General features: G+C 70.5%; 8 protein-coding genes. 1 reads left to right on the plus strand and 7 read right to left on the minus strand.

The genetic code is table 11. The features are described 5' to 3' along the window. The first annotated feature begins 19 nt into the window (after positions 1-19). Complete coding sequence (gene purU / locus AC3RJ8_RS12935; RefSeq protein ID WP_489713011.1) at positions 20-928, plus strand: formyltetrahydrofolate deformylase; 909 nt, start codon at positions 20-22, stop codon at positions 926-928. 63 nt (positions 929-991) lie between these two features. On the opposite strand, the gene AC3RJ8_RS12940 is transcribed toward purU, so the two are convergent. From AC3RJ8_RS12940 to pulA, 7 genes are all read right to left on the minus strand, one after another. Next, entirely contained in the window at positions 992-2,119 is a 1,128-nt protein-coding gene (locus AC3RJ8_RS12940) for a substrate-binding domain-containing protein (protein WP_489713012.1), read from the minus strand. A gap of 88 nt (positions 2,120-2,207) precedes the next feature. Then, the gene (locus tag AC3RJ8_RS12945) at positions 2,208-2,963 is read right to left on the minus strand and encodes an ATP-binding cassette domain-containing protein (RefSeq protein WP_489713013.1); all 756 of its coding nucleotides are present in this window, start codon (positions 2,961-2,963) and stop codon (positions 2,208-2,210) included. Then, positions 2,960-4,162, minus strand: a complete 1,203-nt coding sequence (locus tag AC3RJ8_RS12950; RefSeq protein WP_489713014.1) for an ROK family transcriptional regulator — start codon at positions 4,160-4,162, stop codon at positions 2,960-2,962. The genes AC3RJ8_RS12945 and AC3RJ8_RS12950 overlap by 4 nt, the downstream gene beginning before the upstream one ends. Before the next feature lie 66 nt (positions 4,163-4,228). After that, entirely contained in the window at positions 4,229-5,407 is a 1,179-nt protein-coding gene (mmsB, locus tag AC3RJ8_RS12955) for a multiple monosaccharide ABC transporter permease (protein WP_489713015.1), read from the minus strand. After that, a complete protein-coding gene (gene mmsA / locus AC3RJ8_RS12960; protein WP_489713016.1) occupies positions 5,404-6,963 on the minus strand; it encodes a multiple monosaccharide ABC transporter ATP-binding protein in 1,560 nt (519 codons plus the stop codon). The genes mmsB and mmsA overlap by 4 nt, the downstream gene beginning before the upstream one ends. Before the next feature lie 126 nt (positions 6,964-7,089). Then, positions 7,090-8,247, minus strand: coding sequence for a multiple monosaccharide ABC transporter substrate-binding protein (gene chvE, locus AC3RJ8_RS12965; RefSeq protein ID WP_489713017.1), 1,158 nt, complete (start codon positions 8,245-8,247; stop codon positions 7,090-7,092). A gap of 314 nt (positions 8,248-8,561) precedes the next feature. Then, entirely contained in the window at positions 8,562-14,396 is a 5,835-nt protein-coding gene (pulA, locus tag AC3RJ8_RS12970) for a pullulanase-type alpha-1,6-glucosidase (protein ID WP_489713018.1), read from the minus strand. Positions 14,397-14,470: the final 74 nt, after the last annotated feature.

The raw sequence follows: 14,470 nt of genomic DNA on the forward strand, positions 1-14,470 counted from the left end.
TGGCAGACGGTGGGCCACAATGGCGTGCGTGACCACGCAGCCGACAGCACCCACGCCCTCGAGCACGACGGCAGCCGCCGGGCGACCCACCGAGTGGGTCCTGACCCTGTCGTGCCCCGACCGCCCCGGGATCGTGCACGCCGTGAGCGGGATGCTCGCCGGCCACGACGGCAACATCACCGAGTCGCAGCAGTTCGGCAACCCCGGGTCGGGGACGTTCTTCATGCGGGTCCAGGTCGAGTCGCACGCCTCGCGCGACGAGCTCGAGGCGGCGATGTCCGACGTCGCGTCCGACTTCGAGATGACGTGGACGCTCGACGTGGTCGGCCGCCCCGTGCGGACCCTCGTCATGGTGTCCCGGGCCGCCCACTGCCTCGTCGACCTGCTCTACCGCGAGCGCGACCAGGGGATGCCGATCGAGGTGGTCGGCGTGGTCGGCAACCACCGCGACCTGGAGGACATCGCCGCGTTCTACGGCAAGCCGTTCCACCACGTGCCGGTCACCCGGGACACCAAGACCGCGGCGGAGGACCGGCTCCGCGAGCTCGTCGACCAGCTCGACGTCGAGCTGGTCGTCCTGGCCCGCTACATGCAGATCCTCTCGGACGACCTGTGCCGCGACCTGTCCGGACAGGTGATCAACATCCACCACTCGTTCCTGCCGTCGTTCAAGGGCGCGCGCCCCTACGCCCAGGCGCACGAGCGAGGGGTCAAGCTCATCGGCGCCACCTCGCACTACGTCACCGGAGACCTGGACGAGGGGCCGATCATCGAGCAGGACGTCGAGCGGGTCGACCACTCGCGGGCCGTGACCGACCTCGTCGCCCTCGGCGAGGACGTGGAGCGGCGCACGCTCGCCCGGGCGGTGCGGTGGCACGCCGAGCACCGGGTGCTGCTCGACGGCCACCGCACGGTCGTCTTCCACTGACCGGCCCCGGGTTCCGCTGACCGATCCCCGGGGCCCCTCGGGTGGCCGAGGGGATGCCAGGCGTCAGCCCGCGTCGACCTCTTCCGCGGTGTAGTACCCGCTGTCGACGAGCACCTCGTCGATGTCGCGCCGGTAGACGGTCGCCACGTCGAGGAGGAACGTCGGCACGACCTTGACGCCGTTGTCGTACGTCTCGGTGTCGTTGACCTCCGGCTCGCCACCCTCGAGGTAGGCCACCGCGGCCCGCACGGCCTCGTCGGCCAGCGCGCGGGTGTCCTTGAAGACCGTCGAGTACTGCATCTTCTCGTTGATCAGCTTCACGGAGTCGGCCTCGGCGTCCTGGCCCGTCACGACAGGCATCCCGTCGGCGATCGTCGGGCCCAGGCCGTCCAGCGCCAGCGCCGTGATCGCACCCCGGGAGATGCCGTCGTACGGCGACAGGACACCGTCGAGCGTCGTGCCGTCCCCGTAGAACTGGGCGAGCAGCCCCGACATCCGGTCCTGCGCCAGGTCTCCCGACCAGCGCCAGGACTCGGCCTGCACGATGTCCGTCTGCCCCGACGGCACCTTGACGACACCGTCGTCCAGGTACGGCTGCAGGGTGTCCATCGCCCCCTGCCAGAAGATGTGCGCGTTGTTGTCGTCGAGCGACCCGGCGAACAGCTCGATGTTGTACGGGCCCTCGTCCCCGGTGGGCTCGCCCTCGTCGTCCACGACGCCGAGGCCCCGCAGCAGGGACGTCGCCTGGGCGACCCCGACCGCGTAGTTGTCGAACGTCACGTAGTGGTCGACGCCGTCGCTGTCGAGCAGCAGCCGGTCGTAGGCGATGACCGGGATGTTCTGCGCCGCGGCTGCCTCGAGCTGGTCGCCGAGCCCGGCCCCGTCCACGGCCGCGATGATCAGCAGCTCGGCGCCGCCGTCGATCATCGCCTGGACCTGGTCAGCCTGCTTGAACCCTGCGGTGTCGTCACCGGCGTACTGCAGGTCCACGTCGTACCCGGCCTCCTCCAGCCCGGACTCCAGCGTCTCCCCGTCGGTGATCCAGCGCTCGGACGACTCCGTCGGCATCGCCACGCCGATGGTGCCGGCGCCGCTGCTCGCTCCGTCGTCGCCGTCCGTCCCGCACCCCGCGAGGGTGAGCACAGCGGCCGTCCCCACGACGGCAGCACCTGCTGCCAGTCGTCGATTCATCGCGTTCCTCCGTTTCAGTCCGCCGCACCGGCAGGCGGACGCTGGTCGTCGGGCGCCGACCGTGGGGCCGACGCCGGTCGCCGAGATCTCAGGCGGCCCCCGTGATCGCGGCCAGGATCGACTCGTGGCTGGCGGACGCCGGGAACGAGCCGTTGTGACGGCCGTGCCGCATCACCTCGATGCGGTCGGACACGGCGCGGACGTCGTTGAGGTTGTGACTGATGAGGATCACCCCGAGGCCCATCTCCCGGAGACGCTCGATGTGCGTGAGCACCTCACCGGTCTGCGCCACGGACAACGCCGCCGTCGGCTCGTCGAGCACCACGATCCGCGGGTCGCCGATCAGCGTGCGGGCGATGGCCACCGCCTGCCGCTGCCCCGCCGAGAGGTTGCGCAACGGGGTGCGCACCGACGGGATGCGGACCGTGAGGTGCTCCAGGAGACGTCGCGTGTCGATCTCCATCCGCCCGTCGTGGAGCAGCCCGGCCCGGTTGCGGATCTCGTGCCCCAGGAACACGTTGGCGGTGACGTCGAGGTTCTCGCAGACGGCGAGGTCCTGGAAGACGCTCGCCACCCCGAGCTCGTTGGCGGCCGACGGCGAGGAGATCGTCACCGGCCTGCCCTCGATCTCGACCTGCCCCGTGTCCGGCGTGAGCACGCCAGACACGATCTTGGCGAGCGTCGACTTGCCCGCCCCGTTGTCCCCGACCAGGGCCACCACCTCGTGGGCGTGCACCTCCAGGTCGAAGCTGACAAGTGCCTCGACGGCGCCGAAGCTCTTCGTCACCTCCCGCAGGGCGAGCAGGGGGGAGCGCCGGCGCATGCCGTCCGTGGGCAGCGTCATCGTCCCGCTCCCTCGTCGTCGGTGCTGTCGGGTCGCTCGAACAGGTCGGTGCTCGCCAACGCCAACGCGATCGCACCGAGGAGCTCGGCACGCAACCCTAGCGCGGACGGCACCACGTCGGGACCACCCGCCTGGCTCAGCACGGTGCGACGTCGCAGCGCGTCCCGCAGCGGCCCGAGGAACGTCTCCCCCGTCTCGGCGAGGTCGCCACCGACCACCACCCGCTGGGGCCCGAGCCCGGTCGCCAGGGCGGCGACGACGGTGCCGACGGTCGCGCCGGCGTCGGCCACGATCTCGCGGCAGCCGGGATCGTCCTGGTTGGTCATCCGCACGACGTCGCGCAGGGTGACGTGCCCGTAGCTGGGGTAGAGCGGTTCGAGCAGCGCAGGGCAGCCCACCACCGTCTCGAGGCACCCCCGGCTGCCGCAGGCGCAGATGCGCCCGGCCGGGTCGACCTGCACGTGCCCGATCTCACCGGCGGTGCCGTCCGCGCCGCGATGGACCCGGCCGTTGAGCACCAGCCCGGCACCGACCCCCTGGGAGGCGTTGACGTAGATCAGGTCGCGCAGCTCTCGACCGGCGCCGAACGTGGACTCGGCGAGCGCGCCGAGGTTGGCGTCGTTGTCCGCGAACACCGGGCACGCCAACCGCTTCTCGAGCACCTGGGCGACCTGGACCGAGTCCCAGCCGCGCAGCACGCCGCGCACGCTGATCATGCCGGTCGCCGGGTCGACGGGCGCCGGCAGCCCGAGCCCGATCCCGAGCAGCTCGTCCAGGTCCGCGCCCACGCGCTCCACCAGGTCGACGATCAGCAGGGCGGCCCGGTCGAGGCTGGTGTCGGAGCGGTGGTCGGCCGGCAGGGGCAGGACCTGCTCGGCCAGCACCTCGTGGGACACGTCCGCCAGCGCCACCCTGAGGTGGCGGTAGCCGACGACGACGCCCGCGACCAGCCCCACGCGGTGCGCCAGCGTGACGAGCTGGGCCCGGCGCCCGGACCGCACGGTGTTGCGGACCTCGACGGCCCCGGCCGCCACGAGCTCCTTGACGATCGCCGAGACGGTCGCGGCCGACAACCCCGTGGCGCCGGCGAGCTCGACCTGGGTGAGCCCGCCGTGCTTCTTCACCGCGTCCACGACGCGGGCTCGGTTGGCCTCGCGCAGCGACGACTGGGATCCCGCCATGGGGTGCCGTCCCTTCACGCACCGGAGTGTAGAAGACGGCGGCGGGCAGGCGGTCCGACCGCCGGCCCGCCGCCGTCAGGCGGATCAGCGCGCGGCAGCGGCCCGGCGCTTGTTCCAGATGTCGAACGCGACGGCGAGCAGGAGCACGAGGCCCTTGACCACCTGCTGCATCGACTGCGGCACGCCCATGAGCTGCATGCCGTTGGACATGACCGCCATGATCAGACCACCGATCATGGCGCCGCCGACGCGGCCCACACCACCGGTGGTCGAGGCGCCGCCGATGAAGCAGGCGGCGATGGCGTCGAGCTCGAACATGTTGCCCGCGGCCGGCTGCGCGGCGTTCATGCGCGACGAGTACACGATGCCGGCCACGGAGGCCAGGACACCCATGTTGACGAAGATCCAGAAGTTGATGCGACGGACCTTCACACCGCTCAGCTGCGCGGCGTGCAGGTTGCCGCCGACGGCGTAGATGTGCCGGCCGAACACCGACTTCTGCGTCACCAGCGTGTAGACGATGACGAGCACGGCCAGGATGATCAGCACGAACGGCAGGCCGCGGCTCTGGGCGAGCTGGAAGCCGAACCACATGACGACCGCACCGACGAGGACGATCTTCAGGGCGAACATCGGGATGGACTCGACCGACTGGCGGTAGGCGATCTTGCCCTGGCGCGTGCGCCACTGGCTCACGGCGTAGCCGGCCACACCGATCGCGAAGATGACGACGGTGAAGACGTCGAAGCCCATGCCGCCGAGCAGGCCGTTGGAGAACCCGTTGGCGATCTCGTAGTAGGTGCCGCCGAACGGCGAGAGCGAGACGTTGTCGAGCACCAGGTAGGTCATACCGCGGAAGAGCAGCATGCCCGCCAGCGTGACGATGAAGCCGGGGATCCCGACGTAGGCGACCCAGAAGCCCTGCCACATCCCGACGAGCAGTCCGACCACCAGGGCCGCGATCACGCCCATGTACCACGGCATGCCCATTCTGATGACCACCACGGCGGAGACGGCGCCGGTCAGGGCGACCACCGACCCGACGGACAGGTCGATGTGCCCCGCCACGATGATCATGAGCATCCCGATCGCCAGGATCAGGATGTAGGAGTACTGCAGGATGATGTTCGTCAGGTTTCCTGGGCTCAGGAAGTTCGGGTTGAGCACGGAGAACAGGATCACGATCATCGCGAACGCGATGAAGATCCCGCTCTCGCGCAGGTGCCGGGTGACGAGGTCCCGGGCTCCAGCGATGACGTTCATGAGTTCGTTTCCTTCGTGGGCAGGGGCTGGTCGCGCTCGAGGGTCATGAGCTCCATGAGCCGTTCCTGCGTCGCCTCGGCGACGGGGACCTCACCGGTGATGCGTCCGAAGGCGAGCGTGTAGACGCGGTCGGAGATCCCGAGGAGCTCGGGCAGCTCGGAGGAGATGACGATGACCGCCTTCCCCGCGGCGACCATCTTGTTGATGATCGTGTAGATCTCGTACTTCGCACCGACGTCGATCCCGCGGGTGGGCTCGTCGAGGATGAGCACGTCGGGGTCGGTGTACAGCCACTTGGACAGCACGACCTTCTGCTGGTTGCCGCCGGAGAGCTTGCCGACGTTCACCAGGACGTCCGGCGTCTTGATGTTGAGCGACTCGCGATAGTCCTCGGCGATCTTCAGCTCCTCGTTGCCGTTGACCCAGCCGCCGGGCGAGAGCTGGCGCAGCCCGGCCGAGGAGATGTTGTGGCGGATGTCGTCGAGGAGGTTGAGGCCGTAGCGCTTCCGGTCCTCCGTCGCGTAGGCGATCTTGTGCTGGATCGCCTCGTCGACGTCGCGGACCTGGATCTGCTGGCCGTTCTTGAACACCTTGCCACGGATGTTGCGTCCGTAGGAGCGTCCGAACAGGCTCATCGCGAGCTCGGTGCGGCCGGCGCCCATCAGCCCGGCGATCCCGACGACCTCGCCCTTGCGCACGCTCAGGGAGGCGTCGGAGATGACGTTGCGCCCGGCCTGCGTCGGGTGGTCGACGCTCCAGCCCTCGATGCGCAGCACCTCCTCGCCGATGTCCGGCGTGCGATCGGGGTAGCGGCTCTCGAGGTCACGGCCGACCATGCCCCGGATGATGCGGTCCTGCGTGGACTCCGGCTCGGACATGTCGATCGTCTCGATCGTCTGGCCGTCGCGGATGATCGTCGTGTTGTCGGCGATCTCGGCGATCTCGTTGAGCTTGTGCGAGATGATGATGCACGTGATGCCCTGCTCCTGCAGCGTCCGCAGCAGACCGAGCAGGTGCTCGGAGTCCGTGTCGTTCAGCGCGGCCGTCGGCTCGTCGAGGATGAGCAGCTTGACCTTCTTCGACAACGCCTTCGCGATCTCGATGAGCTGCTGCTTGCCGACCCCGAGCTGGCCGACGGGCGTCGTGGGGTTCTCGTGCAGGCCGACCTGGTCGAGCAGCTCGGCAGCGCGGTGGTTCGCGCTGTCCCAGTCGATCAGCCCGAGCCGGTTGCGCGTCTCGTTGCCGAGGAAGATGTTCTCGGCCACGGACAGGTACGGCACCAGGGCGAGCTCCTGGTGGATGATGACGATGCCCTTGTCCTCTGAGTCGTTGATCGACCCGAAACGGACGGTCTCGCCCTCGTAGACGATGTCACCCTCGTAGGTACCGTGCGGGTACACGCCCGACAGCACCTTCATGAGGGTGGACTTGCCGGCGCCGTTCTCGCCGCAGATGGCGTGGATCTCGCCGCGTTCGACACCGAGGTCGACCCCCGACAGCGCCTTGACGCCCGGGAACTCCTTGGTGATGGAGCGCATCTCCAGGATCTTGCTCATGCGCGCCCTCGTCCCTCCTTCTGGGATGTGCCCGCCACCGGCCGACTGCCGGGGCAGAGCCCTGACCGGGCCCGCCGCCGACACTCGGGGGAAGCGTCGGCGGCGGGCCCGGGGTTCAGGATCGGATCACTCGGCCTGACCGGCGTCGATCTCGTCCTGGGTCCAGTAGCCGCTGTCGACCAGCAGCTCGGTGATGTTGTCCGAGTAGACGGTGTCGACCTCGAGCAGGTACGACGGCACGACCTTCACGCCGTTGTCGTAGGTCTCGGTGTCGTTCGCCTCGGGCTCCTCACCGGCGAGGTACGCCTCGGCCGCGATGACGGCCTGGTCGGCGAGCTTGCGCGTGTCCTTGAAGATCGTGGACTGCTGGACGCCGTCCTGGATCAGCTTGACCGACGCGATCTCGGCGTCCTGACCGGTGACGACCGGCAGGCCGTCCTCGATCGTGTCGCCGAAGCCCGCGCCCGTGAGCGCGGTGATGATGCCGCGCGAGAGACCGTCGTACGGGGCCAGCACGCCGTGCAGCTCCGTGTCACCACCGGTGTAGGTGGAGGTGATGAGGTCCTCCATGCGCTTCTGCGCCCGCTCCTGCTCCCAGCGCAGCGTGGCCGCCTGGTCGAACTCCGTCTGGCCGGAGGGGACGGTCAGCGTGCCGTCGTCGAAGAACGGCTGGAGGGTGTCCATCGCGCCGTTCCAGAAGAAGTGCGCGTTGTTGTCGTCCGGGGAGCCGGCGAAGAGCTCGATGTTGAACTCGCCCTCCTCGCCGGTGGGCTCGCCCGCGGCGTCGGTGAGCCCGAGGCCGTAGAGCAGGGCGGTGGCCTGGGCGACGCCGACCTTGTAGTTGTCGAACGAGACGTAGAAGTCCACGTTCTCGCTGTCACGGATCAGGCGGTCGTAGGAGATGACCGGGATGCCCGCGGCGGCCGCGGCATCGAGCTGGCTCGTGAGGGCCGTGCCGTCGATCGCGGCGACGATGAGCGCCTCGGCGCCACCGGTGATCATCGCGTCGATCTGCTGGGTCTGGGTGGGGATGTCGTCGCCCGCGAACTGCAGGTCGACGTCGTAGCCGGCCTCCTCGAGCCCGGACTTGACGGCGTCGCCGTCGGCGATCCAGCGCTCGGAGGTCTCGGTCGGCATGGCCACACCGATGGTGCCGCCTTCCGTCTCGCCGCCGCCGTCGCCGTCTCCGCTGCTGCTGCCCGCGCCTTCGCCCGCGCACGCTGTCAGGGTGAGCGCCAGCGCCGCACCCGCGGCGACCACGCCCATCTTCTTGCCGAGTCGCATCCTCGCGCTCCTTCTCGTCGTCGAGGGTCCGCCGGCGGCGACCTTCACCGCTGGTGCCCCGTCGGGGCCGGACCGCAGCCCTCCTCGTGGATGGCCGAGGACAACCTTCCTGGCTTCGAGTCTCGAAGTCAAAGGGTCGCAGCAAGAGAGTGATTACGATCTGGTCACGGCATGGAAGCGCGAACATCGGGCAAACCGGGCGCTCCCTCACGATTCATTCGTTCGCCCTCCAAACACAACCCGGAACGCCGAACGACCGTGTCCGGCACGTTCCGACGGTGCGGAAGGTGCCGGACACGGTCGTGCGGCGGGTGTCAGCGCTGGGGCTCGACCAGCACCGACACGGTGCGCGCCGGGACGGTCACGGTGCCGGCGACCTGGTCCCAGACCGTCTCGCGCACGACGGTGTCCCCGCCGTCGCGCTGGACCGGCGACAGCTCGAAGGAGCGCCCGGCCAGCTCGTCGAGCGTCACGGTCACCGGCTCCGGCGAGGCGTTGAACACGGCCAGCACCCCGTCCAGCGCCGGATCGACGTCACCGCCGACGGTGTCGTCGATCGACATCGCGACGACGCCCGGCACGGCGTCGGGCCCGGACGCCGGGAACGACACCTTCTGCTCGATCCGCTCCGCCGAGCCCAGGCGGAACAGGTCGGTCGACGAGCGCAGCGCCAGCAGCTCGCGTGCCCGCTCGGACGCCGCGTCGATGTCCGCCGGCCCGGGCTTCAGCGCCGGGTCCGCGAGCAGCGGCGCCATCAGCGGCCACTTCTCCTCGTTGTCGGCGGCCATCGGCAGCCCCCGGGCGAACCCGTTGTCCTGCCCCGACCAGTCGATGGCGTTGAACCAGTCCCCCGAGTCGTAGGAGTTGCGGTCCAGCGACTTCGACCGCAGGAGGTCCGTGCCCGCGTGCCAGAACGACGGCGTCTGGGCGAGCGCCGTCGTCGCGAGCGAGACGGTGTTCATGCGCACCCGGTCGTCCATCGACGTCTCGGTCGGCAGCTTGAGCGCCAACAGGTCGAAGAGCGTCTCGTTGTCGTGCGCGTCGACGTAGGTGACGACCTCCTCCGGGGAGTCGGCGTACCCCGCCGGCGAGCCGCGGTAGTCGAGGTCCTCACCCCGGGTGAGCTCGCCGTCGGACGCCGTGAAGGAGAACTCGCGCAGGTTCCCGGCGAGCCCGAGGCGCACCAGGTCGGTCTGGTGACCGAGGTCGGCCGCCTCGTCGCCGCCGCCGTCGTTCACCGTCCCGGGCTCACCGGTCCGGGCCTCCCGGCCGTTCGGGTCGGTGAACAGCCCGGTGCCGAAGCCCTGCGTGAACGTGGACGCGCCGTCGACGGGCGAGCCGCCGTGCACGGCGTCGCGCAGCCGGTCGCTGAACGTGCCGATCTCCGTACCGCCCAGGTTGCCCTGCGTGGCCTGCTCGAACAGCGCGCCGTCCGCCACCTCGCCGAAGTTCCACCCCTCGCCGTACAGGTAGACCGCGGAGCCGTCCACGCCGTCGTCGGCCACCGTCAGGGCGTCGAGCGCGTCGCGCACCGCCAGCAGGTTGTCCCGGCTGTGGTGGCCCATGAGGTCGAACCGGAACCCGTCGATCTTGTAGTCGCGCGCCCAGGTCACCACGGAGTCGACCATGAGCTTCTCGGCCAGGGCGTGCTCCGTGGCGACGTTCTGGCAGCAGGTGCTCGTCTCCACCGCGCCCGTGGTCGGGTCCTGCCGGTGGTAGTAGCCCGGCACGACGCGGTCGAGCACGCTCTTCGCGTCCTGGCCGCTGGCGGCCGTGTGGTTGAACACCTGGTCGAGCACCACCTGGAGGCCGGAGTCGTGCAGCGCGCCCACCATCGTGCGGAACTCCGCCACCCGGGCACCGCCGTCGGGGTCCACCGCGTACGAACCCTCCGGCGTCGTGAAGTGGTACGGGTCGTAGCCCCAGTTGAACGCGTCGGTGCCCTGGACCTCGGCCACGGCGGCCTGCTGCTCCGTGGAGTCCGGGGCGAACCCGGACAGGTCACCGGTCGTCTCCTGGTCCGCCGGGCTCTCGGGGATCGTGGCGATGTCGAACGTCGGCAGCAGGTGCACGGTCGTCATCCCGGCCTCGGCCAGCTTCCGCAGGTGCACCATGCCGTCCGAACCGTCCTCGGCGAAGGCCAGGTACTTTCCCCTGACCTCCTCGGGGACCGTGGCGTCGGCGATCGAGAAGTCCCGCACGTGGAGCTCGTAGATCGTCTGGTCCACGGGCCGTTCGACGACGGGCTGCTCCGCGGTGCGCCAGACCTTCGGCTGGAACCGCTTGTCGTCCAGCGACACGACGACGGAGTGCGTGGAGTCCGTGGTCAGCGCAACCGAGGACGGGTCGGTGACGAGGTTGGTCTCCACCCGACCGGCGCTCGGGACGTACACCTCGACGGCGTACCGGTACCGTGCACCGTTCCACGGGTACTTCTTGTCGGTGCGCTTGCCGTCGAGGGTCCAGGCACCGTCCGTCTGACGCTCGGTGTCGAACCGGTCCGGGTCGGCGTCCAGGTCCCGGCCCTCCGGCCAGACGAGCAGGTCGACGTCCTGCGCGGTGGGGGCCCACAGCGCGAACGACGCCCACCTCCGGTTCGGGTGCACCACGGCGCCGAACGTACGGTCGGCCGCAGCCTCGGCGTACAGGGCGTCCAGCACGCCGGGGACCTGCACGCCCGTGGCGGCGGTGAGGACGTCGCCGTCCGCACGGCTGACGAGCAGCTGCCCGGTCAGCAGGTCCTCGACCGTGGCCCGGTCGAGGGGTTCACCGTCCGACGTCGGCGCGAGGGTCTGGTGGTCCGCCAGCGCCGGGAGGTCCGCGGCGACGTCGTCGGGGATCTCGCCACCGGGCTCGAGCGGGTACGCGGCCGCGCCGTCGGGCAGGTCGCCGCCGTCCGGGCCGGTCACGCGGGAGCCACCGTCCGCCTCGGTGACCTCGAGGCCACCGTTCGGGGCGGTCCACAGGGTCCAGTCCTCGCCCGAGCCCAGGTCGCCCGGCGCGAGCAGCAAGTCCGGGCGCACCCAGTGCGCGGCCCGCTGCCCCCGGCCCTCCAAGGTCGGACCCTCGGTGCCGATGGTCAGCTCGTGGGTGGCGAGGTCGTAGGAGAACTCGACCGTCGCAGCGTCGCCGACGCTGAAGGAGTAGTTGGCGCCGTCACGCGCTCCCCCGACGCCGTAGTTCTCGGCCCAGCTCAGGCCGTGGGCGACCTTGGTCTCGTAGGCACCGGCGGCCAGCGCGCCGGTGGACCAGGTGTACACCCCGTCGCCGTCGGGGTCCTTGAGCCAGGTGGCCAGGCAGGCCGGGTCCCAGGCCGACGGGCAGAGCTGGTCCTGGAACGACCCGGGCAGCGTGACGACCGGTCCCTGGGCCGTCGAGGAGAAGTCCTTGCTCGCCGGGTCCCAGTAGAACGTGACCTCACCGCCGTCGTGCGTGTACATCGCGTTGGCGCCGCCCTGTACACCCCCGACGCCGTAGTTGACGTCCCACGAGCCGTTCAGCGCGACCTTGTACTCGTAGTCCCCGGCCGGCAGGTCGAACGTGGCCCCCCAGACGCCGTCGGCCCGCTCGGTGAGCCGGGCGCCCTCGCAGTCCGGCGTCCAGTCGCCCGCACAGCCCATCTCGCTGTTGTGGCTGCCGGGCACCGTCACGCTGTCGATCTCCGGCTCCGGCTCCGCGTCCCCGACCACACCGCTGACGTCCACGCCCACGGAGGCGTACGTGGAGGCCGCCGCACGGTCGCCGTCCGCGTCCACGGTCACGGCGCGGTACTCGACGAGGGTGCCTTCCGGCAGGCCCTCGACGTCGTGGAAGACCCGCGGCGTGGTGTCCTCCGCGGTGCCGAGCGGCTGCCAGTCCACCGTGCCGACCTCGCGCCAGGCGAAGGAGGTCTCGGCCCAGGCGTCGTCGATCGCCGCGCGCACGGGCGCCGAGCCGCTCACGGCGGCGCCGGCGCCGGGCACCTCGACGGCGATGCTGCCGTCGGTCCCGGCGCCCACCGTCCGGTCGGCGACCAGCACGACGGCGTCGGTCGCGCCGACGGCGAGCGTCACCTGGCCGGAGGCGTCCGCGGTGACCGGGGTACCGCTGTCGGACCCGTACAACGTGGAGTAGGTGGCGCCCGGGGTGAGGGTCGTGAACGTCGCCTCGCGCTCCTCGGACGCGTTGTTGAGCGCGACGAGGTGCTCGACCTTCTCGTCGCGGTCGACGCGGCTGAAGGCGTAGATCCCGGCACCGTCGGAGACGTGCCGCTCCACCTGTGCCCCGGTGGCCAGCGCGGGGTGCGCCTCGCGCAGCGCGGCGAGGTCGGCGACGTGCGTGTACAGCGGCGCGTCGGTGCCGTACCGGTCCACGCTGCCGGCGGTCTCACCGGTCACCAGCGGCTGGTCCGTGTAGGAGTCCACCTGCGAGGCGAACAGCGTCTGCCGGGCGTCCTTGTCCCCGCCCGTGCCGGCGAAGCCCTGCTCGTCGCCGTAGTACACGACGGGCTGGCCGCGGGTCAGGTACATCAGCTCGTGCGCGAGCTCGTCGCGGGCGAGGGGGTCGTCGGTGCTCGCCAGCATGAACCCGACGCGGCCCATGTCGTGGTTGCCGAGGAACGTCGGCAGCGCGGACGCCGACGTGTCCGGAGTCGTGTACCGGTCGTCGCTCGTGAAGAGGTTCGCCAGCCCCTGGGCGCTGTTGCCGCTCGCGAAGCTGGTCGCCGACGCCTGGAAGGCGAAGTCGAGCACGGAGCTCATGTCCGTCTCGCGCACGTACGGCGACAGCTTGCGGGCGTCAGCGTCGTACACCTCGCCGAACATGAAGAATTCGTCCTTGCCCTGCGCGCGGGCGTAGTCGAGCACCTCGGTGGTCCAGGTGTCCCAGAACTCGCGGTTCACGTGCTTGACCGTGTCGATGCGGAAGCCGTCGATGCCGAGGTCGACCCAGTCCTGGTACACCTCGACGAACCCGTCGACGACCGTCGGGTGCTCGGTCATGAGGTCGTCCAGACCGTCGAAGTCCCCGTAGGTGACGGACTCCCCCGTCCACGTCGAGTTGCCGCGGTTGTGGTACAGCGTGGGGTCGTTGAGCCAGGCCGGCACCTTGACGTCGGCGTCCTCGTCCGCGACCACCGGCGTGTACGGGAACGACGTCGCGGGGTCGAGCTCCGGGAAGCCGTCCGTCCCGGCGTGGTCGGCGGGGTCGAAGACGTTCCCGTCGGCATCCGTGTACGGCGCGTCGGCCTGCTCAACGTAGGAGTACTCCCCCTCGGCGTAGTCGATGACGTCGGCCGTGTGGTTGGTGATGATGTCGAAGTACACCTTGATGCCGCGGGCGTGCGCGTCGTCGATGAGCGCCTCGAGCTCGGCGTTCGTGCCCAGGTGCGGGTCGATGCGCGTGAAGTCGGTGATCCAGTACCCGTGGTACCCGGCGCTGACGTCGTCGCCGGTGCCCTGCACCGGGCGGTTCATGAACGACGGCGTCAGCCAGATCGCCGTGGTGCCGAGGCCCTCGATGTAGTCCAGGTTCTCGTGCAGACCGGCCAGGTCGCCGCCCTGGTAGAACCCCTTGTCCGTCGGGTCGAAGCCGTGGTCGAGCGCGTCGCCGTCGAGGCCACCGGTGTCGTTCGACGGGTCGCCGTTGGCGAACCGGTCCGTCATGACGAAGTAGAACCGCTCGTTCGACCCGGGCTGTCGCACGGGCGGGACGACCAGCGCGGCGTCCGCGGCGTCGTCGTACTCCCCCGCGAGCGTCAGCGGGGTGAGCGTGGTGCGGTGGGTCTCGTCGTCGTAGGTGACGCGGAGGCGGGCGTCACCGCCGAGGACGAGCGGGGCGTTCTCGTCGGTGCCCTCGCGCCCGTACGCCTCGTCCCAGGCGCCGTCGAGCGCGACCTTGTACTCGTAGCTGCCGGCCGGCACCTCGAGCTCGGCGGTGTAGGTGCCGTCGCCGACGGGTTCCAGGGTGCTGTCCGCGCACGTCGGGTCCCAGTCCTCGGGGCAGCCGAGCGCGGTCTGCAGGTCACCGACGAGGGTCACCGTGCGGCCGGCCGCCGCACCGGCCGAGGGCAGCGCCGTGAGCGCGACACCGCCGGCGGCGACGGGCAGCGCGACCGCTAAGGCCGCCAGCGAGGCGGTGCGGCGTCTGAGACGTGGGTAGGCACGGACCATGGCGGACTCCTTCGTCGACCGGGCGCGCGGATCGCGACCTGACGCGACTGTACCGTTGCTGCAAGTTTGCAGCA

This window comes from Isoptericola sp. MSGPD8_1_ISO-PGPR-S23-394 (assembly GCF_058072785.1).

What these genes read in the sequence shown, in the direction of transcription:
- AC3RJ8_RS12940 (WP_489713012.1), bottom strand. Translation starts at nt 2,119, where the DNA reads ATGAATCGACGACTGGCAGCAGGTGCTGCCGTCGTGGGGACGGCCGCT.
- mmsA (WP_489713016.1), bottom strand. Translation starts at nt 6,963, where the DNA reads ATGAGCAAGATCCTGGAGATGCGCTCCATCACCAAGGAGTTCCCGGGC.
- pulA (WP_489713018.1), bottom strand. Translation starts at nt 14,396, where the DNA reads ATGGTCCGTGCCTACCCACGTCTCAGACGCCGCACCGCCTCGCTGGCG.
- chvE (WP_489713017.1), bottom strand. Translation starts at nt 8,247, where the DNA reads ATGCGACTCGGCAAGAAGATGGGCGTGGTCGCCGCGGGTGCGGCGCTG.
- purU (WP_489713011.1), top strand. Translation starts at nt 20, where the DNA reads ATGGCGTGCGTGACCACGCAGCCGACAGCACCCACGCCCTCGAGCACG.
- mmsB (WP_489713015.1), bottom strand. Translation starts at nt 5,407, where the DNA reads ATGAACGTCATCGCTGGAGCCCGGGACCTCGTCACCCGGCACCTGCGC.
- AC3RJ8_RS12945 (WP_489713013.1), bottom strand. Translation starts at nt 2,963, where the DNA reads ATGACGCTGCCCACGGACGGCATGCGCCGGCGCTCCCCCCTGCTCGCC.